Here is a 23,360-nt window from a genome sequence, read left to right as displayed (position 1 = left end):
AATGTGCCTCCAACCGGTGTAACCGCCGGCCCTTCCGACCGTCTCGACGAGGAGCCTGTCAATGAGCGTGGAGAGCGACGTCCAGTCCGGGGCGCATGCCGCGGCCGCTGCCGCCCCCGCGGCACCCGCCGCCAATCCTGCCCTTCTCGGGCTTGCGACCTTCCTTCCCGGCGCCATCAGCCTCGGCCTGTGGCTCGTCGGCTACCTGCCGGCGGCCCAGGTGGGTGCCATCGTCCCGGCCGTGGTGTTCTCGTCCGGCCTGTTCCTGCTGGTCTCCACGGTCTGGGCATCGCGGACGCCGGGCATGAGCGCCGTCGCCGCGATCTTCGGCACCTTCTCGGCGTTCTGGCTCAGCCTCGGGGTGGCGATCGCGGCGATCACCAACGGCTGGCTGGGCCTCACGCCCACCAACGCCCTGCTGCCGACCTTCCTCATCTCCTGGCTGATCGTGTTCGTCGCGCTGACGCTGGCGACGCTGCGCCTGCCGCTGGCGTTCACCGCGGGCTTCCTGTTCGTCGACATCGCCGTGGCGCTGGTGCTCGCCAACGTCCTCTCCGCCTCCGCGATCTTCGCAACGCTGGGCGGTATCGCGGTGTTCGTCTTCTGCGCGATCTTCGCCTACATCTGGTTCGACGCGATGGGCCAGGAGCTCGGCGGCAGGGCAATGGCGATGGGCAACCCCGTCCAACGCTGAGCCCGCCCGCCCCACCTCACCCGGAACGCCCCGTCGCCCCCGCGACGGGGCGTTCCGTCGTCGCGTCCCTGATCGCTGTTCCCCGTCAGCGGAAGTCCCGCGAGGCCACCGCGACGGCGAGCCGGAGGCGCTGCAAGCGGTCGGCCACCAGGTTGAGCACCCCCTCCGGGCTGCGCTCCAACCGGCCGCGGACGAGCAGCGCGGAGCTGCCGATCGCGACGGTGCGGTAGCGCGCCCACAGCCCCTCCGAGCAGGTGACGTTGAGCATCCCGCTCTCGTCCTCGAGGTTGATGAACGTGACGCCCTTCGCGGTGGCGGGCCGCTGCCGATGCGTGACGAGGCCCGCCACCAGCACGCGGGGCGGCCGCAGCTCCGGGTCGCTGGGCGCGTCCAGCGCGGCGAGCCGGTCGATCGGGATCGCACCGAGGCCGTCCATCCGCTCGCGCAGGTGCTGCATCGGGTGGCTGTCGGGCGAGACGCCGGTGGCCCACACGTCGGCGACGGTGAGCTCGGCGGCGGTCATGCCGGGCAGCGCCGGCGCGTCCAGGCCGACGGCGGTGCCGGGCAGCTGCTCGGGCCGCACCGACGCCACCACCCCCGCCGCCCACAATGCCGACCGGCGGTCCACCCCGAAGCACCCGAACGCGCCCGCCGTGGCCAGCGCCTCGGCCTGCGGCACGGTGAGCCGGACGCGGCGGGCCAGGTCGGCGAGGTCGCGGAAGGGGCCGTGCCCGTCGCGCTCGGCGTCGATCGCCTCGGCGAGGTCGAGCCCGATGCCGCGCACCTCGGCCGTGCCCAGCCGGATCGCCTGCCCGCCCTCGCTGAGCGGGTCGGGCTGCAGGACCGCCTCGGCGCGGCCGAGGTTGACGTCCGGGCCGCGGGCCAGCACCCCGTGCCGCCGGGCGTCGGCCACCAGCGACTGCGGCGAGTAGAAGCCCATGGGCTGGGAGTTGAGCAGCGCCACGCAGAACGCCGCCGGGTGGTAGAGCTTGAACCACGCGCTGTAGTAGACGAGCGCGGCGAAGCTGATGGAGTGGCTCTCGGGGAAGCCGAAGTTGGCGAACGCCAGCATCTTGGCGAAGATCTTCTCGGCCAGCTCGCCGGTGATGCCGTTGGCCGCCATACCGGTGAAGAGCCGCTCGCGCAGGTTCTCCATCTTCTCCGTGGACCGCTTGGAGCCCATCGCGCGGCGCAGCTCGTCGGCGTCGGCGGGGCTGAACCCGCCCACGTCCACCGCGATCTGCATGAGCTGCTCCTGGAACAGGGGCACGCCGTAGGTCTTGTCCAGCGCGTTCTTCATCAGCGGGTGGTCGTGCTCCCAGTCGGCGCCGTTGCGGCGCTGGATGTAGGGGTGCACCGAGCCACCCTGGATCGGGCCGGGCCGGATCAGCGCGACCTCCACCACGAGGTCGTAGAACTTGCGGGGCTTCAGGCGGGGCAGCGTGGCCATCTGCGCGCGGGACTCCACCTGGAACACGCCCACCGAGTCGGCGCGACAGAGCATGTCGTAGACGCCGTCGTCGCTCTCGCCCAGCTCGTGCAGCTCCACGTGCCGGTCGTGGTGCTCGGCGACCAGGTCGATCATCTGGTGCAGCGCCGTCAGCATCCCGAGCCCGAGCAGGTCGAACTTGACCAGCCCGGCGTAGGCGCAGTCGTCCTTGTCCCACTGCACGACGGTGCGGTTCTCCATCCGCGCCCACTCGACGGGCACCACCTCCGAGACGGGACGGTCGCAGATGACCATGCCGCCGGAGTGGATGCCGAGATGGCGGGGGAAGCCGAGCAGGTCGTCGGCCAGCTCCACGACCTGCGCCGGCATGCCCTCGGGCAGCGGGGCGTCGGCGAGGCCCGACCAGCGCTCGATGCGCTTGCTCCACGCGTCCTGCTGCCCCGGGGAGAAGCCCAGCGCCTTGGCCATGTCGCGCACCGCCGAGCGCGGCCGGTAGGTGATCACGTTGGCCACCTGCGCCGCGCAGCCCCGCCCGTAGCGGCCGTAGACGTACTGGATGACCTCCTCTCGACGGCCGGACTCGATGTCCAGGTCGATGTCGGGGTAGCCGTCGCGCTCCGGGGAGAGGAACCGCTCGAACAGCAGGCCGTGCCGCACGGCGTCGACGTTGGTGATGCCCAGCGCGTAGCAGACGGCGGAGTTCGCGGCGGAGCCCCGGCCCTGGCAGAGGATGTTCTGCTTCCGGCAGAACTCGACGATGTCGTGGACGATCAGGAAGTAGCCGGGGAAGTTCTTCGCCTCGATGATCCCCAGCTCGTGCTCCACCATCGCGACGGCGTCGGGACGCTCGCTCTCGCTGCCGTAGCGCCGGACCACCCCGCAGCGGACGAGCTCGCGCAACCGCTCCCGCTCGGGCTTGCCCGGCTCGTCGAACGAGGGCAGCTCGGGCGCCACCAGCCGCAGCGGGAAGGCCAGCTCCCGGCCGAACGCCGCCGCCCGCGCCACCGCGCCCGGGTGGCGGTGGTCGAACCGGGCCGCCATCTCCGCCCCGGAGCGCAGGCGGGCGGTGCCCGCCGCGGGCAGCCAGCCGTCCGCGTCGTCGAGGCTGCGCCGGGCCCGCACCGCCGCCAGCGCCGTGGCCAGCGGGAACCGGCGCGGGGTGGCGTAGTGCGCGGCGGTGGTGGCCACCGTCGGCAGGCAGGCGTCGCGGGCGAGGGCGGCGAGGACGTCGTTGTGCTCGGTGTCGGTGGGCAGCCCGGCGTGGGTGAGCTCGACGGCCACGTGGTCGGCGCCGAACCGCTCGACCAGCGCCCGCAGCTCGCGGGCCGCGGCGTCGCGCCCCCCGGTGCGCAGGGCCTGCCGGACCGCCCCCTTGCGACAGCCGGTGAGGACCAGCACCTGCCCGGCCGTGTCGGCGACGACCTCCTCCAGGTCGTAGACCGGCCGCCCCTTCTCCTCCCCCCGCAGCTGCGCGGTGCTGATGGTGCGGCACAGCGCCCCGTAGCCCTCGGGACCGCGCGCGAGCAGCAGCAGGTGGCTGCCCTCGGGATCGGCCACGCCGTTCTGTGGGGCGGTGAGCCCGAGGGAGAGCTCGGCGCCGAGGACGGTGCGCACGTTCAGCTCGGCGGCCGCCTCCGCGAACCGGGCGACCCCGTACATGCCGTCGTGGTCGGTGAGGGCGATGGCCTCCAGCCCCAGCCGCGCGGCCTGCTCCACCAGCTCCTCGGGGTGGCTCGCGCCGTCGAGGAAGCTGAAGTTGGAGTGGCAGTGCAGCTCGGCGTAGGGCACCCGGTCCTCGGGCGCGGGCATCTCGGGCGGGACGTAGGGCCCGCGCTTGCGCGACCAGGCGGGGCTGTCGCCACCGTCGGCCTCGGGGCCTCCGGTGAGGCTCGAGCCGTCGCGCGGGCGCCCGGACAGCGCCGCCTCCAGCTCACTCCACGGTACGTCCGGGTTGTTCCATCCCATCCGGACAGTCGAACACACGTTCGATCATGACTCAACCGCCGACCTGGTCACGGTCAGGATCCGCGTCAGCACGACGCCGTTCTCCGAGGTGGTGGTGCAGCCACCGACCTCACCTGGACCCGCGACCCCTTCGACCGCCTCATCTGCGCCAAGGCCGTGGCCGGGCGCCGGCGGCTGCTGACCGAGAACCGCACCATCCGGAAGCACCTCGCGCCGGCGCGCTGGGACCGGCAGGGCTCAGTGCACCTGGACCTGGTCGCCGACCTGCAGGGTGTTGTAGAAGTTCAGCGAGTCGGCCTGCGACAGGTGCACGCAGCCCGCGGAGTACCTGTTCAGGCTGCCCTCGTGGAAGGCCACCCCTCCGTCGGCGAAGAACACCGAGTTGGGCATCGGGGCGTTGTCGTACTCCTTGCTCACGTGGTTCTTGTCCTTCCACTGCACGGTGAACGTGCCGACCGGGGTCGGTTCGCTGGGCGCACCGGGCATGATCGGCACCGGGCCCCCGACGACCTGGCCGTCGTTGATCAGCCACGCCTCCCGGCTCGCGAGGTCGACGCACGCCTTGGCCGTCACCGTGCACGGCGTCCCGTCCACCAGCTGCGGATCCGCGGGGTCCCCCGCCGGCGCGGTGCCGTTCGCCGGCGCCGTGCCGTTCGCCGGCGCCGTGCTCGGGCCCGGTGCCGCCATCGCGGACGGCCCCCCCAGCAGCAACGAGCCCACGCCCATCGCCGCCGCAGCAGTCGCCACGCCCGCCGTCCGACGCAGGTGCGACTGCTTGCTGTGCTTGCCCATACCGATCCTCACGCCGTCGAACGTCTTTCCTCCAACGACGCACCCGGACCGGGGAGGTTGCGCCGTTCGGCTCACCTTGCTGGGCCGGGTCGCTTCACCTGACGGCGCTACCTGCAGGTCTGTCGGCTTTGCGCGTTCCGCACCAGCGGCGATGCAGGATCCGGTGCAAACGTGTTGTGTGTCACACGGAGACCGCGCGGGCGGGCAGGTGCTCCTCGATCGCCCGCATCAGGGCCGCCTTCGGCTTGGCTCCTACGACCTGGGTTCATGTCGGCTCCTCGATGGGGCGGTCGAAGGCGCAGCGGGGCTCGGTCTGCGCGGTGATCTCCTCGCGGACGGCCGGCAGGCGGCCGATCCAGCCGTCCACCTCGGCGAGCTCGCGCTGGTGGACCGCCTGCGCGGCGGGGCATTTGCCCCGTCGGGCGCCCGCCCGCAGGCACTCGACGAACGGACGGACTCCTCCAGCGCGAACCCGAGGCCCACCAGCGACCGGGGATCTCCGCGACCACGCGGACGTGCTCGTCGAAGTCGCGGTAGCCGTCGGCGCGCCCGCGCACGGCCAGCAGGCCCCGTTGCTCGTAGTGGCGCAGCGCCCGGGTGCTCACCCCGGGCGCCCGGCCAGCTCACCGATCCGCACGCGGGCGACGCTGAACGCTGTCGCCGGCCCGAGATCGTCCTCAGGCCGGCGCGGGCTCCAACTTCTTCGCGCCGGTCATGATCGCGACCGCTTGCTCCATCGTGTGCGACTTCGGCGTGATCACACCGGCGCTCCCGCCGAGCCGCTGGATGTGGATGCGATCGGCCACCTCGAACACGTTGGGCATGTTGTGGCTGATGAGGATGACGCCCAGCCCCTGCTCCCGCAGGTCGCGCACCAGGTTCAGCACCTGGCCGGTCTCCCGGACACCGAGCGCCGCGGTCGGCTCGTCGAGGATCACGACCTTGCTGCCGAAGGCACCGGCGCGGGCCACCGCAACGGCCTGGCGCTGGCCACCGGAGAGCGTCTCCACGGCCTGGTTGATGTTCTGCAGCGTGCTGATGCCCAGGCGGTTGATGTAGTCGCTCGCCTGCTTCTTCATCGCGCCGGTGTCGAGCATCCGCAGCACCGAGCCGAGCGGGCCCTTGCGGCGGACCTCCCGAGCCAGGAAGAGGTTGCTGGCGATGTCGAGGGCGGGCGCGACGGCGAGCGTCTGGTAGACGGTCTCGATCCCGGCCGCGCGGGCGTCCTGGGGACGCTTGAACTGCACCTCCTTGCCGTCGACGGAGATGACGCCCTGGTCGGGGACCATCGCTCCCGACAGGCACTTGATCAGCGTCGACTTGCCGGCGCCGTTGTCCCCGATGACGGCGAGCACCTCGCCTGGGTAGAGCTGCAGGTCGACGCCCGAGAGTCCGACGACCATGCCGAACAGCTTGACGAGGCCTGTGGCCTCGAGTACGGGGGTGGTCATGCCTTCACGCTCCTGATCCACTGGTCGACCGAGACGGCGAGGATCACCAGGATGCCCACGGCGAGCACCTGGTAGTTGGGGTCGAAGCCGGCGAGCGCCAGACCGTTGTCGAAGACCTGCACGATCAGTGCCCCGATGAGCGAGCCGATGACCACGCCGCGCCCGCCGAACAGGCTGGTACCGCCGATGACCACGGCGGTGATGGACTCCAGGTTGGCGTTGGTGCCGCTGTTGGGGTCACCGCCGCCGACACGGCCGCAGACGATCCAGGCCGCGACCGCGACCGCGATGCCCGCCACCATGTACGCGCTGAGCAGGACGCGGTTGACCTGGATGCCCGCGAGGCGCGAGGCCTCCGCGTCGTCGCCGACCGCGTAGAGGTGCCGCCCCCACGCCGTGTAGCGCAGGGCGAACCCGATCGCCGCGTACAGCACGATCATCAGCACCACGCCGGTGGTGAGGTTCAGCGACCCGATCTTGATCGGCTGCGCGGTCCACAGGATGAAGGAGTCCTGCGGCAGCGCGATCGTCTGTCCCTTGGCGTAGATCAGCGTGATCGCGGTGAAGATGCTCAGCGTGCCCAGGGTGACGATGAACGGGGGCAGCTTGACCCGCGTGACCAGGAAGCCGTTGACCCCCTGGGCCAGCACGGCCAGCACCGCGCCGATGAGCAGCGCCAGCGCGCCCGGCACGCCGGAGTCGAACACCAGCTTCGCCATGACCAGCGACGACAGCACCATGATCGCACCGATCGACAGGTCGATGCCCGCGGTGAGGATGATCAGCGTCTGCCCCACGGCCAGCGACCCGACCACGGAGACCTGCTGGGCCACCAGCGAGAGGTTCTGCAGGGAGTAGAAGCGGGGGTTGAGCAGCGAGAACACCACGCCCGCGAGCACGAGCACGATGGCCGGGCTCAGCGCGGGCTGGCGGTGCAGCACCGCGTGGACCCGCTGCCCCAGCGTGGTGGGGCGGCCCCGGAGCTCGTCCAGGGGTGCGGGGGGTGCAGGAGGAGGGGCGTCTCGGGTGGTGTCGGTGGTCACGGGGACCCCTTTCGGTACGTCCATGGCCCGGAGGCACGACTGCGGGCCGTCGACGAGGAGATGTCTACTGCGGGCCGGCCAGTGTGGTCCGGCAACTCCGGCAGCGATAGGGCTCGGTCGGTCAGGCGCACCGCGCCGCGACCGGGCGCGGTGGGCGGACGTGCCGGCGAGGTCATGTGAGGCTCGCCGGCACGTCCGGCCCTATCGGGATGAGGGCCCAGCCCGGTGGGTCAGCCGCCCCAGCACGTGGCGGCGGCGGCGGTCGGGGACTGCATGGTGATGCCGCCGAACGGCTGGGTGGCGACCAGCGCGGTGCCGGTGTCGAAGAAGGACTTGCCGGCGGTGTCAGTGGGCTTGGGGCCGCCCTTGGCGAGCTGGGCGATGGAGTCGACGCCGAGGCTGGCCATCTTGCCCGGGTACTGGGTGGCGTCCGAGGCGAACTCGCCGCTCGTGACGAGCTTCAGACCGGCGCAGCTGCCGTCGATCGCATAGATCTTGGCCTGGGCGTTCTTGCCCCCGGCCTGCAGGGCGTTGAAGGCACCCTCACCGGCAGGCTCGTTGATCGCGTAGACGACGTTGATGTTCGGGTTGGCCGAGAGGCAGTTCTCCATGGCGGTGCGGCCACCGTCGACCGCGCCCTGGGTGGGCTGGTGGCACGCGATCGTGTAGCTGCCGCCGGAGTAGTTGCCCGTCGGAGCCTCCTTGCCGTTCTCGGTCGTGCTGCCGGGGTTGATGCCCATGCCCTCGAGGAAGCCGTGGTCGCGATCGATGTCGACGGAGACGACCTGGTTGTTGTAGAGGTCGAGCATCGCGATGATCGCGGGCTTGCCGCCGAGCGCCGCCGCCGCGTACTGGCCGTCGAGCTTGCCCGCCGCTTCGTTGTCGGTGGCGTAGGTGATGTCGGCGGTGGAGGCCGGGTTGGTAGCCGTGTCGAGCGCGATGACGAACAGCCCGGCCTGCTTGGCCTGGTTCAGCGCCGCGTTCACCGCATCACCGTTCGTGGTGATCATAATGCCCTTGTCACCGCGGGAGATGGCGTTGTCGATCGCGTTGATCTGCGTCTGGGTGTCGCCGTCCTTGGTGCCGGCGGCGACCGTGAGGTTGACGCCGTCCTTGGCCGCTGCGGTCTTGGCGTCGTTCTCCATCGAGACGAAGTACGGGTTCGTCAGCGTCTTGAGGATCAGCGAGACGCCGACCGGACCGCCGGCGGCCTGATTCGAGGAACCGGCCGTGCTCGACGAGCCACAGGCCGCGAGGGAGACCGCGGCGACCGCCGCGACCCCGGCGACGGCGATCCTCGTCCCGGTGCGCGACGGGCGTCGCTTCCCCGAAATCGGTGATGCCATGTCCATGGTGAGCCCTTCTGTCGTGTGGTCCCTCCGCCGGCCGGTGATGACCCCTGCATCCCGCCGTTGGGATAACGTTGTCTCGCCGATATTTGCCTGTGACCCCGATCACGTCAATACGCCGTGAAGGCGGCTGCTCACAACAGGTCGGTAACGAAGGACCCAGGATCGGACAACGATGCCTATACAGGACTCCGACGCACCGCAGGTGCGTCATCGCCCAACGATGCGGGACGTCGCGGCACTGGCCGGGGTGTCGCTCAAGACGGTGTCGCGGGTGGTGAACGGCGTCAGCAGCGTCGACCCCGGGCTCACCGCGCGGGTGCAGGACGCCGCCGGCAAGCTGGGTTACCGGCCGAACCTGACGGCCAGCAGCCTCCGGCGCAGCGACCGACGCACCTCCACCATCGGCATGCTCGTGGGAGACGTCGCCAACCCGTTCTCCGCGGCCCTGATGCGCACGGTGGAGGACGTCGCCCGCGAGCGGAAGACCGTGGTGCTCATCGGGAGCCTCGACGACGACCCCGCCCGCGAACCGGAGCTCGCCTCCGCGCTCATCGACCGCCGCGTCGACGGGCTCGTGATCATGCCGTCGAGCCACGACCACAGCTATCTGAGCACCGAGCGGAGCGCCGGCACCTGCCTCGTCTTCGTCGATCGCCCCCCGACCCACCTCGACGCCGACGCCGTCGTCGTGGACAACCACAACGGTGCGGTGACCGGCGTGCAGCAACTGCTCGACCACGGACACCGGCGCATCGCCTACCTCGGCGACCGCGCCTCCGTGGCCACCGCCTCGGCGCGCTTCGACGGCTACACGTGCGCCCTGGAGCTCGCACGCGTGCCCGTCGAGGAGCACCTCCTGCGACAGGACGTCACCGACGTCGACACGGCGATCGCGGTGACCACCGCGCTGCTGACCGGACCGAATCCGCCCACCGCCCTGTTCACCAGCCAGAACCTGGTGACCATCGGGGCCAGCCGGGCGCTGCGGACGCTCGGGCTGGAGAGCTCCGTGGCGATGGTCGGCTTCGACGACTTCCCGCTGGCGGACATGCTGCGGCCCGGGATCACCGTCGTGGCCCAGGACGTCGAGGCGATCGGCCGGCTGGCCGCGACGGTCCTGTTCCGGCGGCTGGACGGCGACACCGCCCCCTCGCACACCTACGTGGTGCCCACCCGGCTGATCCAGCGCGGATCGGGGGAGATCGCGGGGCCCGCGCCCGGTCAGTCGTAGATCCCCGTCACCCACCACCGCCCCTCCCGGACGACGAGCAGGAACGCCGCGCCGTCCTCCCCCACCACCTGCACCCTGCTGCTCGCGACGGCACTCGGCGCCCACCACCGCTGCTGCACCGGCCACGGCCCCGCCCAGCCCTGCACGACCCTGCTCCCGCCCCCGTCGACGACGAGGCGGTGCGGGGGCGCCGTCAGCAGGTCGGGAGCGGCGAGCCGCACCGGCCCGTCCTCGGCGTCGAGCAGCTCGGCGGGCAGCGGCTGCAGCGGCACGGTGGCCGGCGACGGCGCGGGCAGCCGCCCCGGCCACGACGGCGGCGTCTCCCGTACCGCGGCCCCTCCGGTGGACCGGCGGGTGGGCACGCGGCGGCGGTTCGTGGAGCGGGGGTGTCGGGGGGCGCCCGCCCCGCCGGCGGCAGGTCGCTTCCCGACACCGGCAGCCGACGGGCTCGACGCGCCTCGGGGCCGGTCGGTGGGGTCGTCCGAGGCGGGCAGCGCCCCCGTGGACCTCCGCCCCGGGCCGCCACCGGTGATCACCGGGTCGGGACCGTGGGCCGCGTCAGAGACGGCCGCCGGTCCCCGATCGGTGATCACCGCACGGGGACGCCCGTTCCCGGCCTCCTCCGCGGCCGCCGCCCCGCTCCCCGCGTGCCGCCCGCGCGTGATCATCGGGTCGGGACGCACGACCGCTCCCCGTGCTGTGGCACGTCGCGAACCGTCGATCACCGGTACCGGCGCTCCGGCCCGGACCTCCGCGGCCCCGGCCCGCGCACTCGCCCCTCCCGTGATCACCGGTTCGGGACGCGTGACCGCACCACGTGCGGCGCCAGGTCCCGAACCCTCGATCACCGGACCGGGATCGGGCCGGCCCGCGACCTCCGACGCGGGGCGCTCGTCGCCCCAGGGCACCAGCCGCACCTGCTCGGCGGGATCGCGCCCGCCGACGAGCACCGCGGTGACCACGGCCTCGGGCCCCAGCAGGGCCTGGACCCGCACCAGCGCGCGGCCGGCCCGCTCGTCGGACTCGCCGACATCGCCCCACAACCCCATCTGCAGCGCACCCGCGGCGACCGTCTCCTCCGGCACGAGCCACAGCCGGGACACCGCGCCGGGGCCACCGGGCACCTCCTCCGGCGCCGGGTCCCCGGCCGGGCCGGCGGCTCCGCCGGAAACCGGACGCTGCCGGGCCGAGCGGGTGAGCCAGGCGTCGAGCTGCCAGCGGACGCGGTCGACGGTGCCGGACGGGGTGAGCGGCTCGGCGCAGCGCCAGACGCGGTGCAACTCCTCCCCCGACACCGTCCGCGCCGCCACCCCGAGCCGCGTGCACGACAGCCCGTGGCCGGCCAGCGTGTGGTGCAGCCGCTCGGCCAGCCCGCGGGCAGCGAACGCGGCGGCGTCGACCCGGTCGACGGGAGGGTCCAGCTCGACCTCGACCGTCAGCTCCTCGGGCGGGCGACGGCGCACCGGTGGGCGGGGGTCCAGGCCGCGGGCGAGGCGGTGACACAGCACGGCGTCGGCCCCGAAGCGGGACGCGACGTCGTCGGCGTCGAGGGTGGCGAACGCGCCCAGGCTGCGCAGCCCGAGCCTGCCCAGCAGCCCGACCAGCTCGGAGCGGTCGACGTCAGGTTCGCGGTCGAGCTCCTCGACCCCGAGCGCGGCGAGGAATGCGGGCGTGTCGCCCGGGGCGACCGACAACCCCCGCCGGGCGGCGAGGACGGCGGCGAACAGCCCGTCGGCGAACCCCACCTGGCACTCCACGCCGGTGCGCGCCGCGACCTGGTCCACCAGCCGTTCGGCTGCGGGCAGCTCGCCACCGAAGAACCCGACAGGCCCCTTGGCCGCGAGCGCCACGAGCCCCGGCCGCACCACCTCCACCCCCGGCGCCAGCTCCTCGACGGCGACCACGACGGGCTCGAACGCGCGGGCGTCCCGGTCGGGGTCGGGGGCGAGGACGGCGAGATCGGGGCAGCGGGCCTGGGCCTCCCGGCGGCGCAGGCCGCGCCGGATCCCTTGCGCCCTGGCCACCGCCGAGCAGGCCAGCACCCGGTTGGCCACGAACACCGCCGCGGGCCGGTGCGGGGGCACGTGCGCGGCGCGGGCGGCTGCGGTGACCGGCCAGTCGGGGCACCACAGCGCCAGCACCTGCACCGGGGCAGCGCTCACGACGCCCCACCGACCGTGATCGGCACCTGCGGGACATGAGCTGCGCCGGTGCAGCTCATGTCCCGCGAACGCTGATCATCACCCCGACCGACGTGCCTCCGGGGAGCGGTGGCGGAACGTGATCGGCGTCCGCGGTGCAGGAGCTGCACCGGTGCACGTCCCGCACCGCACGCGGCGGTCATGCCGGCCTCCACGGCCCGGGCGCGGGGCGGCGGAGCGGGCCGGGGTTCAGGCGGCCGGTGACGGTCGCGGGCCGCACCCGGACCCGACCCGCGCGCACCCCGACCCCGACCCGCGGAGGGTGGTCGTGGCCACCCCGCTGATCCCGGGCGAAGGGCGCCCCGACGATCTCCGCCGGCCGCCTTCTGCCCGTGAACAGCGGGAGGGAGGCGGTGTGCCCACTGGCGTCCACCAGGGCAGGAGGGGAACGCCACCCGCCCGGGATCGCCGGGCCACCGGTGGTCGGGAGCCCTCCCCCCGCGATCGCCCGGCCGCGGGACAGCGGCCCTCCGCTGGTCAACAGCCCTCCGTCCATGATCGCCCCGCCGCCGGGCAGCGGCCCTCCGGCCGCGGAGGTCGGGAGCCACCCGCCCGTGATCGGTGGGAGGGGGCGCGGGCGTCGCCTGCCGGGGCGGCCCATCACCCCGCCACCCGGACCGGGCTCGGCACCGGATGCTCCTGCTCGCCGCCCACCGCCCCACCGGAGGCGGGCAGCAGCAGCCGTGCGGTGCGCCCGGCCGAGGCGATGCCGCGTCCGCGCAGCCACACGCGGGCCCGACGCGCACACAGCCGTCCGCTTCCGCCGTCGGCCCCGGTCCCGACGCCCCTCCACTGCACGTCGGTGCAGCTCAGCTCGACGTCGGCCCCGGGCCAGGGACCCAGAGCCAGCAGCACCGCACCGCGCTGCCGGGCCCGGGCGGCGAGCCGCCGGCGGTCGGCCGCACGCACCCCGGCCCGCTCGGTGCCCGCGACGGCGACGATGTCCATGCCGTCGAGCAGGGCGGTGGAGACCGCCAGCAGGTCGGTGCCGGGGTGCGGCACCAGCGCCAGCCGGTCGAGCCGCACACCCGCCTCGGCGGCGGCCACCAGCCCCAGCTCCGGGCGCCCGACCACCCCGATCCACGCCCCGCCTCCGGACGCCCCGGCGAGCAGGGCCAGCAGCAGCGACGTGGCCCCCGGCCCGCCCGGGACGGCGACGGTGGACCCGCGGCGCAGTCCCCCGGCGGGCAGCAGCCGGGCCAGCGGCGCCACCACCGGCAGCACCCGGCCACCGGCCGCCGGACCGAGGGACACGTCGTCGTCGGGCGTCGCCACGGGCCGCACGCCCGCTGTGCGGTCCTCCAGTCCGCGCAGCAGTCCCCGCGCCACTTCCAGCCGGCTGGCGGCATCGGGCCGCACCCCGCCCGCTCCGCTTCTTCCGAGCACGCTGCGCACAGCGGCGTCACCCACGGCATACCTCCCGGCAGTCACGCCGCGGGGAAGTCGGCGAGATCGAACGTCTGTTCGAACTCTAACCCGGCCGAAAGGGTCCTCTCAAGCCCTGCCCGGGTGACACCCGCGACGACCCGGCGTACACATCCCGGCGACGACCGCGCTCACGGCCGGACGGCGCAGCGCGAGCCGACTGCCGTGTCACGCGCGGGGCCGCAGCCGCAGCCCCTGCATCCCGCCGTCCACGGCCAGCGAGGTACCGGTGGTCGAGCCGGCACCGGGCCCGGCCAGGTACGCGACGGCGTGCGCCACCTCGGCCGCCGACACCAGCCTGCCGTGCGGCTGGCGCGCCTCGAGCGCGGCCCGCTCGCCGTCCGGGTCGGAGGCCTGGTCGAGCAGCCTTCCGATCCACGGGGTGTCAGCGGTGCCCGGGTTGACGGCGTTCACGCGGATGCCGTCGCCCAGCAGGTCCGCGGCCATCGCCAGCGACAGCGACAGCACGGCGCCCTTGCTCGCCGAGTACAGCACCCGCGACGGCAGCCCTGCGGTCGCGGCGATCGAGCAGGTGTTCACGATCGCCGCCCGCCCCGGCTCCCGGGCCCCGGCCTCGCGCAGCGCAGGCAGCGCCGCGCGGGTGACGCGCGCCAGGCCGACGACGTTGACGTCGAGCACGTGGTGCCACTCCGCGTCGTCGTTGTCGGCCACTCCGCCGACCGCACCGATCCCGGCGTTGTTGACGAGCACGTCCAGGCCACCCAGCGCCGTGACCGCCTCGGCGACGGCGGCGCGCACGGACGCGTCGTCGGTGACGTCGGCCTGCACGGCGACGCCACCGGCGGGGGCCTCGGCGCGATCGCGGTCCAGCACGGCCACGCGCGCGCCCCGGGCCGTCAGCTCCGCGGCGATCGCCGCCCCGATGCCCGACGCACCGCCCGTGACCAGCGCGGTCATCCCCTCGAAGTCACCCATCTCAGGCCCTCCCGAGGTGGCCGGGCCGGACGGCGGTCGGGTGTTCGCGTCCTGGAACTGCGTGGCAGGGCAGGTGCATGGACCATCTCCTTCGTCGGAATCGAACGTCAGTTCGACTTGTGCACATCTCCGCCCACAGCTGTGGACAACTCGGGCGGCCTGTGGATGACGGCCACGGCGAGGTCGGCCACCACGTCACCGGGCACGTCCCGGTCCGTGCGCCACACCGCGTCCGTGGTGAGCCGGAGGTCGGTGCCGTCCACCGGCAGGACCAGCACCGGCTCGCCCACGAACGCCTTGTGGGTGGCCCCCGTCTCCAGGCCGACGATCGTGAACGCCTGCCCGGCCGCGACGATGTGCGCGAGGTCGGCCGGATGGTGACTGTCGAGCTCGATGCGCCGCACCACCCCGTGCCGGACGAGCAAGTCGTCGGTGGGCTTGTAGACCGACGGAGCGGCGTCCTGGCTGATCGAGGCGTAGGGCAGCCAGGCCAGCTCGCCGAGGCGCACCGACGTCCGGCCGTCGAACCCGGTGCCGGACCCGACCGCGACCCCGGCGGGCTGCTCGTCGACCCGCACGGTGGTGAGATCGGCACCGGTGACGCGGCCGTGCACGAAGGCGATGTCGATCTCCCGGGCCCGCACGGCGCGCACCAACGGCGCGGTGTTGTCGGGATGCAACCGGACGTCCAGGCCCGGCAGCCGCGCGAGGCCGTGCAGCCGAGCGAGGAAGGTGTCACGGACCTCGGGGGCGACGTCCGGCGCCACCCCCACGACGACGGAGCGGCGCTGCGGGCCGGTCGTGCGCACGACGGCGGCGAGCGCGTCGAACCGGCCAACGACGTCGCGCGCGTGCGGCAGCAGCGCCTCGCCCGCGGCCGTGAGCGCGACCCGGTGGTGGGTGCGCACGAAGAGGTCGGCGCCGAGCTCGCGCTCGAGGTCGCGGATCCGCCTGCTCAACGGGGACGCGGCCATCCGCAGTCGCTCGGCGGCACGGGTGAAGTGCAGCTCGTCGGCGACGGCGAGGAAGTAGCGCAGGTGGAACATCTCCACGGTGTGACCGTAGCGGTCCTGTGGACAAGTCGGGATCGGTCGTGGCCCGGTGACGGTGGGCCGAACTACGGTCGGATCATGACCAGGCGATCGGTGCGGATCGGCAACTTCTCGGGCTACCTCGGTGATCGGTACACCGCGATCGACGAGGTGATGGCAGGCGACCAGGTCGACGTCCTGATGGGCGACTACCTGGCGGAGGTCACCCTCGCGGCGCTCGCGGCCGGGTACCGCCGCGACGCCGGCGGTGGGTACGTCGCCTACTTCCTGCAGCAGGTGAGGCCGCATCTCGCCGCCATCGCGGAACGCGGCGTCAAGGTCGTCACCAACGCCGGCGGCTTCGACCCGGCCGGGCTGGCGGAGGCCCTGCGCGGCCTGATCGCCGAGGCCGGGGTGAGCCTGCGGGTCGCGCACGTCGAGGGTGACAACGTGCTGGACGAGCTCGCGACGTACCACGCCGAAGGCCACGGCATGGAGCACCTCGACACCGGTGCCCCGCTCAAGGACTGGGGCGTCGAGCCGATCGCGGCCAACGCCTACCTCGGCGGCTTCGGCATCGCCGCGGCGCTGGGGGCGGGCGCCGACATCGTCGTCACCGGACGGGTCACCGACGCCTCGCTCACGGCGGGCCCGGCCGCGTGGTGGCACGGCTGGACGCCGGACGACTACGGGCCGCTCGCCGGCGCCGTCACCGCGGGCCACATCATCGAGTGCGGCGCCCACGCCACGGGCGGCAACTTCTCCGGCTTCCGCGACGTGCCCGGCATGCTCAAGCCCGGCTTCCCCATCGCGGAGGTCGCGGCCGACGGCAGCAGCGTGATCACCAAGCACGCCCGCGACGGCGGCATGGTCACGGTCGACACGGTCACGGCCCAGCTCGTCTACGAGATCCAGGGCCCCCGCTACCTCAACCCCGACGCCACGGTGCACCTCGAGACGGTGCAGCTGAGCCAGGTGGGGACGGACCGCGTGGCGATCGCGCCGGTCGCGGGCTCGGCACCGCCGCCCACGGCCAAGGTCGCGGTGTTCGCGCCGATCGGCTACGAGATCTCGCAGATGCTGTTCTGCACCGGCCCGGACGTCGCGGTGAAGGTGGCGCTGCTGCGCGCCCAGCTCCGCGCGCAGCTCGAGGGGTACGTCGACGAGCTGGACGTCACCGCGCTGGGCACGGCGGCCGAGGATCCGGCCACGCAGTGGGAGGCCACCGTCGGAATCCGGGTCATGGCCACGGCACGGGATCCCGAGCCGCTGCGGCGGTTCGCCCCCGCCGTCGGCAGCCTCTACCTGCAGGGCTTCCCCGGCTTCCACCACGACGGGCACGCCCAGCGGGTGAGCGAGCCGTGGTCGCGCATCGACTACTGGCCCGCGCTGCTGCCTGCCGAGCTGGTGCCCCACCGCGCCGTGCTCGACGACGGCACGGTGCTGGAGGCGCCGGTGCCGTCCACGTCGTCGGTGGAGCCGCAGCCCGTGCAGCCGGAGCCACCGGCGCCGGTCACCGGGGGACGCCGGGTGCCGCTCGGCACGCTCGCCCACGCCCGCAGCGGCGACAAGGGCGGCAACGCCAACGTCGGCATCTGGGTGCCCGCCCCCGACGCGTGGGAGTGGCTGCGCACCACGCTCTCCACCGAGGGCATCCGCGCGCTGCTCCCCGAGGCGAAGGACCTGGAGATCGTCCGCCACGAGTTCCCGCATCTGCGCGCGGTGCACGTCGTGCTCAAGGGGCTGCTCGGCACCGGCGGCTCGTCGAACCTGCGGGTGGACCAGATCGGCAAGTCGGTCGGCGAGTACCTCCGGTCCAAGCACGTCACCGTTCCCGAGGCACTCCTGGAGACCGCACGTGGCTGACTCCCTGACCGACCGGATCGCGGCCACCGTCGCGCACCCCGCCACCGACGACTTCTTCAACGTCCACGGCGCACTCGACGAGGTGCTCGCGGGCCTCGGGCTCTCCGCCGAGGACACCGGAGGTTCCATCACCTTCGAAGGTGCCGACCCCGTGGTGCCCAGCCCGCTGCGGCTCGGGGCGGCGTCGGCGCTGGCGCTGGTGGCCAAGTCGGTCGCGGTCGCGGCGCTGCACCGCGCCCGCGGCGGGCCCGGCCAGGACATCGCGATGGACCTGCGCGTGGCGCCGCACCGGCTCTGCCCGTTCTACGACCGGCGCTGGGAGCTGCTCAACGGCTATCCGGCCGCCACGCCGTCCAACCCCACGCAGGCGCTGGGCTTCATGTTCCACCGCACCCGCGACGACCGCTGGGTGATGCCGCTCAACCCGTACCCGAAGATCAAGGTCGCGGCGCAGAAGCTGCTGGGCACCCCGGACGACCCCGAGGCGGTCGCGGCGGCCATCGCCCGCTGGGACGGCCACGAGCTGGAGGAGGCCGGTGCCGCCACCGGCGTCGTCATGCCGCTGGTGCGCACGCCCACGGAGTTCCTCGCCGAGGCCCAGTACCGCGATCACCTCGCGCACGCGCCGATCGTCGAGATCCGGAAGATCGGCGAGAGCGCCTCGGAGCCGCTGAGGCCGGGTGCGGAGCAGCCGCTCGACGGCATCCGGGCGCTGGGCATGGGCCACGTCATCGCCGGGGCCGGGGTGGGCCGCACGCTCGCCCTGCACGGCGCCGACGCGCTCAACCTGTGGCGCCCCACCGAGCTGGAGCACGACACCACCTACGTCACGGCCAACGTCGGCGTCCGGTCCGCCACGCTGAGCCCCCACCGCGACCGCGAGCGCATCCGCGCGCTGCTTGCCGGCGCCGACGTGTTCTACGCCAACCGCCGCCCCGGCTACCTCGCCTCGATCGGGCTGTCGGCCGAGGAGGCCGCCGAGATCCGTCCGGGGATCATCCACGCCACCAACTCGCTCAACGGCACGTCCGGGCCGTGGGCCGACCGCGTCGGGTTCGACCAGACGGCCGGCGCGCTCACCGGCATGGCCGATCTCGAAGGCGGCGGCGGGGCACCACGGCTCTCGCCGATACTCGTGGTCAACGACTACATCGTGTCCTGGCTCACGGCGGCCGGTGTCGCCGCCGCGCTGGGCCGACGGGCGCGCGAGGGCGGCAGCTGGGCGGTGCACGTCTCACTCAGCCGGGTGGCGTCGTGGATCCTCGGGCTGGGGGTGTTCGACCTCGGCTACGCCCAGGAGATCGCCGACACCGGCGGCGAACACGCCTATCTCGACCCCGAGACGTTCACCGCCGACACCCCGATGGGCCGCTACCAGGGCGTCACCGACCAGGTCCGGATGTCGGCCACGCCGGGCCGCTACCGACACGTGCTGGTGCCGCGCGGATCGTCACGACCCGAGTGGGTGAGCTAGCCCAACAGCGCTCCCAGATCAAGACTGGGACTACTCCGTTCGGCCGTACACACTGAGCCACATGCTCGTGGTGCTGGTCCCCGCCCACAACGAGGAGAACACCCTTCCGGAGGCTCTGGGGTCACTGTCCGCGCAAAGCGTCGTACCCGACCAGGTGGTCGTGGTCGCCGACGACTGCAGTGACGGCACCGTCGCCGTGGCCACCCGGCTCGGTGCCGACGTCGTGGAGACAGCGGGCAACACCGCGCGCAAGGCCGGCGCGCTCAACCAGGCCCTCGACACGCTGCTGCCCACCCTCGCCGACGGCGACCTCGTGCTGGTCATGGACGCCGACTCGGCGATCGTGCCCGGCTTCCTCGCCGCCGCGTGCACATGGTTGCGCGGGCGCCCGGGCACCGGCGCCGTGGGCGGGGTCTTCACCGGACGACCCGGTTGCGGGCTCCTCGGAGCGCTGCAGCGCAACGAGTACGCCCGCTACGCCCGCGAGGTCGGGCGCCGTCGGGGCCGGGCGACGGTGCTCACGGGCACCGCGACGCTGTTCCGCGCGCGGGTGCTGCGGGAGATCGCCGACGCCCGCGGCGATGTCCTGCCCGGCCGTCACGGGTCGGTGTACGACACGCGGGCGCTCACCGAGGACAACGAGATCACCCTCGCCGCGAAGACCCTCGGATACGCGGCCGCATCACCCTCGGAGTGCGGGGTGGTCACCGAGTTGATGACCACCTGGGCCGACCTGTGGCACCAGCGGCTGCGGTGGCAACGCGGGGCGCTGGAGAACCTGCGTGCCTATGGCCTGACCCGGGTCACGCTGCCGTACGCCGCGAAGCAGGCCGCCATGTACGCCGGGATCGTGGCCGTCACGCTGTTCCTGCTGGCCACGACACTGTTCGCAGCGCACGGGGAGCTCGGCGCTCCGCGCGGGTTCTGGCTCGGCGTCGCCGCGCTGTTCGTCGTCGAGCGGGTCTGGACCGTGCGCGGCCAGGGACGGCGCGGGATGGCGCTGGCCGCGCCGATCGTCGTCGAGTTCGGCTACGACCTGTTCCAGCAGGCGGTGTTCCTACGCGCCGCCGCGGACGCGCTCGTCCGTCGCGCGGCCTACTGGCACCACCCGGCGGTCCCGCTGGTCACCCGGGAGGTCTGAGGAACGTGTACGGCAAGTTCGGCAGTACCGCGCTGACCGCGATGCCGGTCGGCGTCGTGGTGGTCGGCGGGCTGGAGGTGCTCTGGTACGTGGTGGCCGGGTGCACGCTGCTGGCCGCGGCGTTCGCCCTGGGCCGGCTGCTCCCCCGCCGCCGGCGGTGACCGGCATGATCACCCGTCGCGCAACCTGATGCAGGTGACGACCTGCTCCAGGTTGCGCGAGCCGTGATCACCGTCGCGGCGCCGCCACCGCGGGCCGACCGGCGCACCCGGACGTGCCGACTCGCGGGCCGGCGGCTTCGCCCGTGATCAGTGGGCGAAGTGGCGGGTGCCCGTGTGGTACATCGTGATGCCGGCCTTGGCCGCGGCCTCGGTCGACTCCGCGTCGCGCACGGAGCCACCCGGCTGCACCACGGCGCGCACCCCGGCGTCGAGCAGCACCTGCAGGCCGTCGGCGAACGGGAAGAACGCGTCCGACGCCGCCACGGACCCCGCGGCCCGCTCACCTGCGCGGGAGACGGCGAGCTGCGCAGCGTCCACACGGTTGACCTGCCCCATCCCGACGCCGACGGCCGCGAGGCCCGACGCCAGCAGGATCGCGTTGGACTTCACCGCACGGCAGGCCCGCCAGGCGAACGCGAGGTCGGCGAGCACCTCGTCGGACGCCTGCTCGCCGGTGGCGAGCGTCCAGTTGGCGGGGTCGTCGCCGGGAGCGTCGATGGCGTCGCGCTCCTGCAGCAGCACCCCGCCGGAGATCGGGCGCATCTCGACGCCGCCCTGCTGCGCGGGCGTGGCGAGGCGCAGCACGCGCACGTTCTTCTTCCGTGCGAGCACCTCCAGCGCGCCGTCGGCGTAGGACGGGGCCAGCACGACCTCGGTGAAGATCTCGGCGACCTGTTCGGCCATCGCGACGCTGACCTCGGTGTTCGTGGCGATCACGCCGCCGAACGCGCTGACCGGGTCGGTGGCGTGCGCCTTGCGGTGGGCGTCGGCGACGTCGGTGCCGATCGCGATGCCGCACGGGTTGGCGTGCTTGATGATCGCGACGGTCGGGGCGTCGCCGTGGTCGTGCGCGGCGCGCCATGCGGCGTCGGAGTCGACGTAGTTGTTGTACGACATCGCCTTGCCGTGCAGCTGCTCGGCGTCGGCCAGCCCGCCCGCGCCCGAGACGTACAGCGCGGCGGCCTGGTGCGGGTTCTCGCCGTAGCGCAGGGTGGCGCAGCGCTCCCAGCTGCCGCCGACCCAGCTCGGGAAGATCCCGCCTTCGGGGTCGGGGGCGAGCACGTTGTCCATCCAGGTCGCGACGGCGACGTCGTAGGTGGCGGTGTGGCGGAACGCGTCGGCCGCGAGCAGCCGCCGGTCCTCCAGCGCGAACCCGCCGTTCTTGACCTGCTCGAGCACCCACTCGTAGCGCTCGGGATCGACGACGACGGCCACGCTGTCGTGGTTCTTCGCCGAGGCCCGCACCATCGCGGGGCCCCCGATGTCGATCTGCTCGACACACTCGGCGGGCGCCGCGCCGGACGCGACCGTCTCGGTGAACGGGTAGAGGTTGCTCACCAGCAGGTCGAACGGGGCGATGTTCAGCTGCTTGAGCTGCGCGAGGTGCTCAGGCTTGCGGGTGTCGGCCAGCAGGCCGGCGTGCACGCGGGGGTGCAGCGTCTTCACGCGGCCGTCGAGGCACTCGGGGAAGCCGGTGAGCTCCTCGACGGGCGTGACGGGCACGCCTGCGTCGGCGATGCGCTGCGCCGTGGAACCGGTGGAGACGATCTCGACGCCCAGCGCGTGCAGCCCGGTGGCCAGCCCCAGCAGCCCGGCCTTGTCGTAGACGCTGATCAGCGCCCGCTTGACGGGACGTCGTTCACCGGCACGCTGCGCGGATGGTTCGCTCGCGAGCTCGCTCACGGGATGGTCACCTCTCGTCCGTTCACGGTGGCCCCCTGCCGGGCCAGCGCGGCGACGGTGCCCACGAGCAACCGCCGCTCCTCGATCTTGATGCGTTCGTGCAGTGCCTCGACGGTGTCGCCCGGCTCCACCGCGACGGCCGCCTGCGCCAGCACGGGGCCGGTGTCCATGCCCTCGTCGACGATGTGCACCGTGGCCCCCGTGAGCTTGACGCCGTAGGCCAGGGCGTCGGCCACCCCGTGGGTGCCGGGGAACGACGGCAGCAGCGCGGGATGCGTGTTGATCATCGGGGCGCCCACGCCCGCCAGGAACCCCGGGCCGAGGATCTTCATGAAGCCCGCGCTCACGACGAGGTCGGGGCGGTGCTCGGCGACGGCCTTGGCCAGCGCGGCGTCCCAGGCGGCCCGGTCGGCGTGGTCCTTGACGCGCACCGTGAACGTCGGGATGCCGGCGCGCTCGGCGCGGGCGAGCCCCTCGATGTCGCCGCGGTCGGCCCCGACGGCGACGACCTGCGCGGGGAGGTCGGGGGCGTCGAGCAGCGACTGCAGCAGCGTGCCCGACCCGGACACCAGGACCACGACCCGTGCCGGGACGGGGATCTGGACCCGGTAGGGCGGACGCGACGGCGCGGACACGCGGGCTCCTCGGCGGACGGGGGATGCAGGAAGACCCCTCCAGCCTAGGCCGCGGCGCAGGTCACACCCCGGTCGGCGTCGCGGGAGGCCCCGTTGCGGTGGCGCCGGCGGTGTCCGCCCGCCACCCCGGGCGCAGCTCGGTCCCTAGCGGACCGGACGGATCAGTCGCATAGCCGTCGAAACACCCACGGCAGTCCCGTCGGGGAGTGGGCCCGGTGTGGGCTGAATCGTCCTGGTGATCGTGCCTACTTCTGCTCCGCCGCCGCGGCCGCCTGCCGGGCGCGCAGCGCGACGAGCTCGGCGACGGTGCGGGGCGCGGGCTCGTCCTCGTCCTCGTCCTCGTCCGCGGGCCGGTTCCGCGTTGCGGAGGGGTGCGAGTCGATGCCGGACCGGTCCCGATCACGGCTCTCCCCGACCGCCCGGTCCTCGTCGAGCCCCTCGCCGAGCCCGTCGTCGGCGGGCTCGTTGCCGGGGCGCCGATCGGATCGGTCGTGGTCCGCGCTGTCCGCGCGTTCACCGTCCTCGTCCTCGTCAGCACGGTCCTCGTCAGCACGGCCGTCAGCGCGGCCGTCGTCAGCACGGTCCTCGTCAGCACGGCCGTCAGCGCGGCCGTCGTCAGCGCGGTCCTCGTCAGCGCGGTCCTCGTCAGCACGGCCGTCGCTGCGGCCGCGCGCGTCCCCGCCGTGGTCCTCCGCGCCGCCGTCCCCGTCGCTCGTGCCGGCCTGCCCCCCCTCGGCCGCCTCCGCCTCCGCCTCCGCCCGCGCCCGGC

General features: G+C 73.6%; 17 protein-coding genes and 1 pseudogene. 6 read left to right on the top strand and 12 right to left on the bottom strand.

Annotated features, from left to right (window positions below; all coding sequences use genetic code 11):
• The first annotated feature begins 61 nt into the window (after positions 1 to 61).
• Entirely contained in the window at positions 62 to 694 is a 633-nt protein-coding gene (locus JWR81_RS20160) for a GPR1/FUN34/YaaH family transporter (RefSeq protein ID WP_297655027.1), read from the top strand.
• Positions 695 to 779: 85 nt separating this feature from the next.
• Here JWR81_RS20160 and JWR81_RS20155 read toward each other — a convergent pair whose 3' ends face one another.
• The 5 genes from JWR81_RS20155 to JWR81_RS20135 form a co-directional block, all read right to left on the bottom strand.
• Positions 780 to 4,109, bottom strand: coding sequence for an error-prone DNA polymerase (locus JWR81_RS20155; RefSeq protein WP_297655023.1), 3,330 nt, complete (start codon positions 4,107 to 4,109; stop codon positions 780 to 782).
• Between the two features lie 237 nt (positions 4,110 to 4,346).
• On the bottom strand, positions 4,347 to 4,901 hold the full coding sequence (locus JWR81_RS20150) for a L,D-transpeptidase (protein ID WP_297655020.1): 555 nt from the start codon (positions 4,899 to 4,901) through the stop codon (positions 4,347 to 4,349).
• 677 nt (positions 4,902 to 5,578) lie between these two features.
• Complete coding sequence (locus JWR81_RS20145; protein ID WP_297655017.1) at positions 5,579 to 6,352, bottom strand: ATP-binding cassette domain-containing protein; 774 nt, start codon at positions 6,350 to 6,352, stop codon at positions 5,579 to 5,581.
• On the bottom strand, positions 6,349 to 7,395 hold the full coding sequence (locus JWR81_RS20140; protein WP_297655014.1) for an ABC transporter permease: 1,047 nt from the start codon (positions 7,393 to 7,395) through the stop codon (positions 6,349 to 6,351). Before JWR81_RS20140 ends, JWR81_RS20145 begins: the two co-directional genes overlap by 4 nt.
• A 230-nt stretch (positions 7,396 to 7,625) precedes the next feature.
• Positions 7,626 to 8,741, bottom strand: coding sequence for a substrate-binding domain-containing protein (locus JWR81_RS20135; RefSeq protein WP_297655011.1), 1,116 nt, complete (start codon positions 8,739 to 8,741; stop codon positions 7,626 to 7,628).
• 226 nt (positions 8,742 to 8,967) lie between these two features.
• On the opposite strand from JWR81_RS20135, the gene JWR81_RS20130 reads away from it, so the two are divergent.
• The gene (locus tag JWR81_RS20130; RefSeq protein WP_297655008.1) at positions 8,968 to 9,978 is read left to right on the top strand and encodes a LacI family DNA-binding transcriptional regulator; all 1,011 of its coding nucleotides are present in this window, start codon (positions 8,968 to 8,970) and stop codon (positions 9,976 to 9,978) included.
• 887 nt (positions 9,979 to 10,865) lie between these two features.
• Here JWR81_RS20130 and JWR81_RS20125 read toward each other — a convergent pair.
• From JWR81_RS20125 to JWR81_RS20110, 4 genes and pseudogenes are all read right to left on the bottom strand, one after another.
• Positions 10,866 to 12,119 (bottom strand): annotated as a pseudogene (locus JWR81_RS20125) (DNA polymerase Y family protein); the annotation flags it as partial.
• 660 nt (positions 12,120 to 12,779) lie between these two features.
• Positions 12,780 to 13,463 (bottom strand): hypothetical protein, encoded by a 684-nt coding sequence (locus JWR81_RS20120; RefSeq protein WP_297655104.1) that lies wholly within the window; start codon positions 13,461 to 13,463, stop codon positions 12,780 to 12,782.
• A gap of 309 nt (positions 13,464 to 13,772) precedes the next feature.
• A complete protein-coding gene (locus JWR81_RS20115) occupies positions 13,773 to 14,540 on the bottom strand; it encodes an SDR family NAD(P)-dependent oxidoreductase (RefSeq protein ID WP_297655005.1) in 768 nt (255 codons plus the stop codon).
• A 107-nt stretch (positions 14,541 to 14,647) separates the two neighbouring features.
• A complete protein-coding gene (locus JWR81_RS20110) occupies positions 14,648 to 15,586 on the bottom strand; it encodes a LysR family transcriptional regulator (RefSeq protein ID WP_297655093.1) in 939 nt (312 codons plus the stop codon).
• Between the two features lie 84 nt (positions 15,587 to 15,670).
• Between JWR81_RS20110 and JWR81_RS20105 the strand changes: the two genes are divergently transcribed.
• The 4 genes from JWR81_RS20105 to JWR81_RS20090 all read left to right on the top strand — a co-directional run bounded on the left by JWR81_RS20105 (position 15,671) and on the right by JWR81_RS20090 (position 20,213).
• Positions 15,671 to 17,437 (top strand): acyclic terpene utilization AtuA family protein, encoded by a 1,767-nt coding sequence (locus JWR81_RS20105; RefSeq protein WP_297655002.1) that lies wholly within the window; start codon positions 15,671 to 15,673, stop codon positions 17,435 to 17,437.
• Positions 17,430 to 18,911, top strand: a complete 1,482-nt coding sequence (locus JWR81_RS20100) for a CoA transferase (protein ID WP_297654999.1) — start codon at positions 17,430 to 17,432, stop codon at positions 18,909 to 18,911. Before JWR81_RS20105 ends, JWR81_RS20100 begins: the two co-directional genes overlap by 8 nt.
• Before the next feature lie 61 nt (positions 18,912 to 18,972).
• Entirely contained in the window at positions 18,973 to 20,052 is a 1,080-nt protein-coding gene (locus JWR81_RS20095; protein WP_297654996.1) for a glycosyltransferase family 2 protein, read from the top strand.
• Between the two features lie 5 nt (positions 20,053 to 20,057).
• Complete coding sequence (locus JWR81_RS20090; RefSeq protein ID WP_297654993.1) at positions 20,058 to 20,213, top strand: hypothetical protein; 156 nt, start codon at positions 20,058 to 20,060, stop codon at positions 20,211 to 20,213.
• Between the two features lie 147 nt (positions 20,214 to 20,360).
• Here JWR81_RS20090 and purH read toward each other — a convergent pair whose 3' ends face one another.
• The 3 genes from purH to JWR81_RS20075 all read right to left on the bottom strand — a co-directional run.
• Complete coding sequence (gene purH, locus JWR81_RS20085; protein WP_297654990.1) at positions 20,361 to 21,956, bottom strand: bifunctional phosphoribosylaminoimidazolecarboxamide formyltransferase/IMP cyclohydrolase; 1,596 nt, start codon at positions 21,954 to 21,956, stop codon at positions 20,361 to 20,363.
• The gene (purN, locus tag JWR81_RS20080; RefSeq protein WP_297654987.1) at positions 21,953 to 22,591 is read right to left on the bottom strand and encodes a phosphoribosylglycinamide formyltransferase; all 639 of its coding nucleotides are present in this window, start codon (positions 22,589 to 22,591) and stop codon (positions 21,953 to 21,955) included. Before purN ends, purH begins: the two co-directional genes overlap by 4 nt.
• Positions 22,592 to 22,836: 245 nt before the next feature.
• Positions 22,837 to 23,360 (bottom strand): hypothetical protein (locus JWR81_RS20075; protein WP_297654984.1); only part of this gene is annotated, 524 nt, incomplete at its 5' end.

This window comes from Pseudonocardia sp. (genome assembly GCF_025965585.1).
Lineage (GTDB): Bacteria > Actinomycetota > Actinomycetes > Mycobacteriales > Pseudonocardiaceae > Pseudonocardia.
The sequence above is the reverse complement of the archived record's forward strand: the minus strand, read 5'-3'. Positions and strand labels throughout refer to the sequence as shown.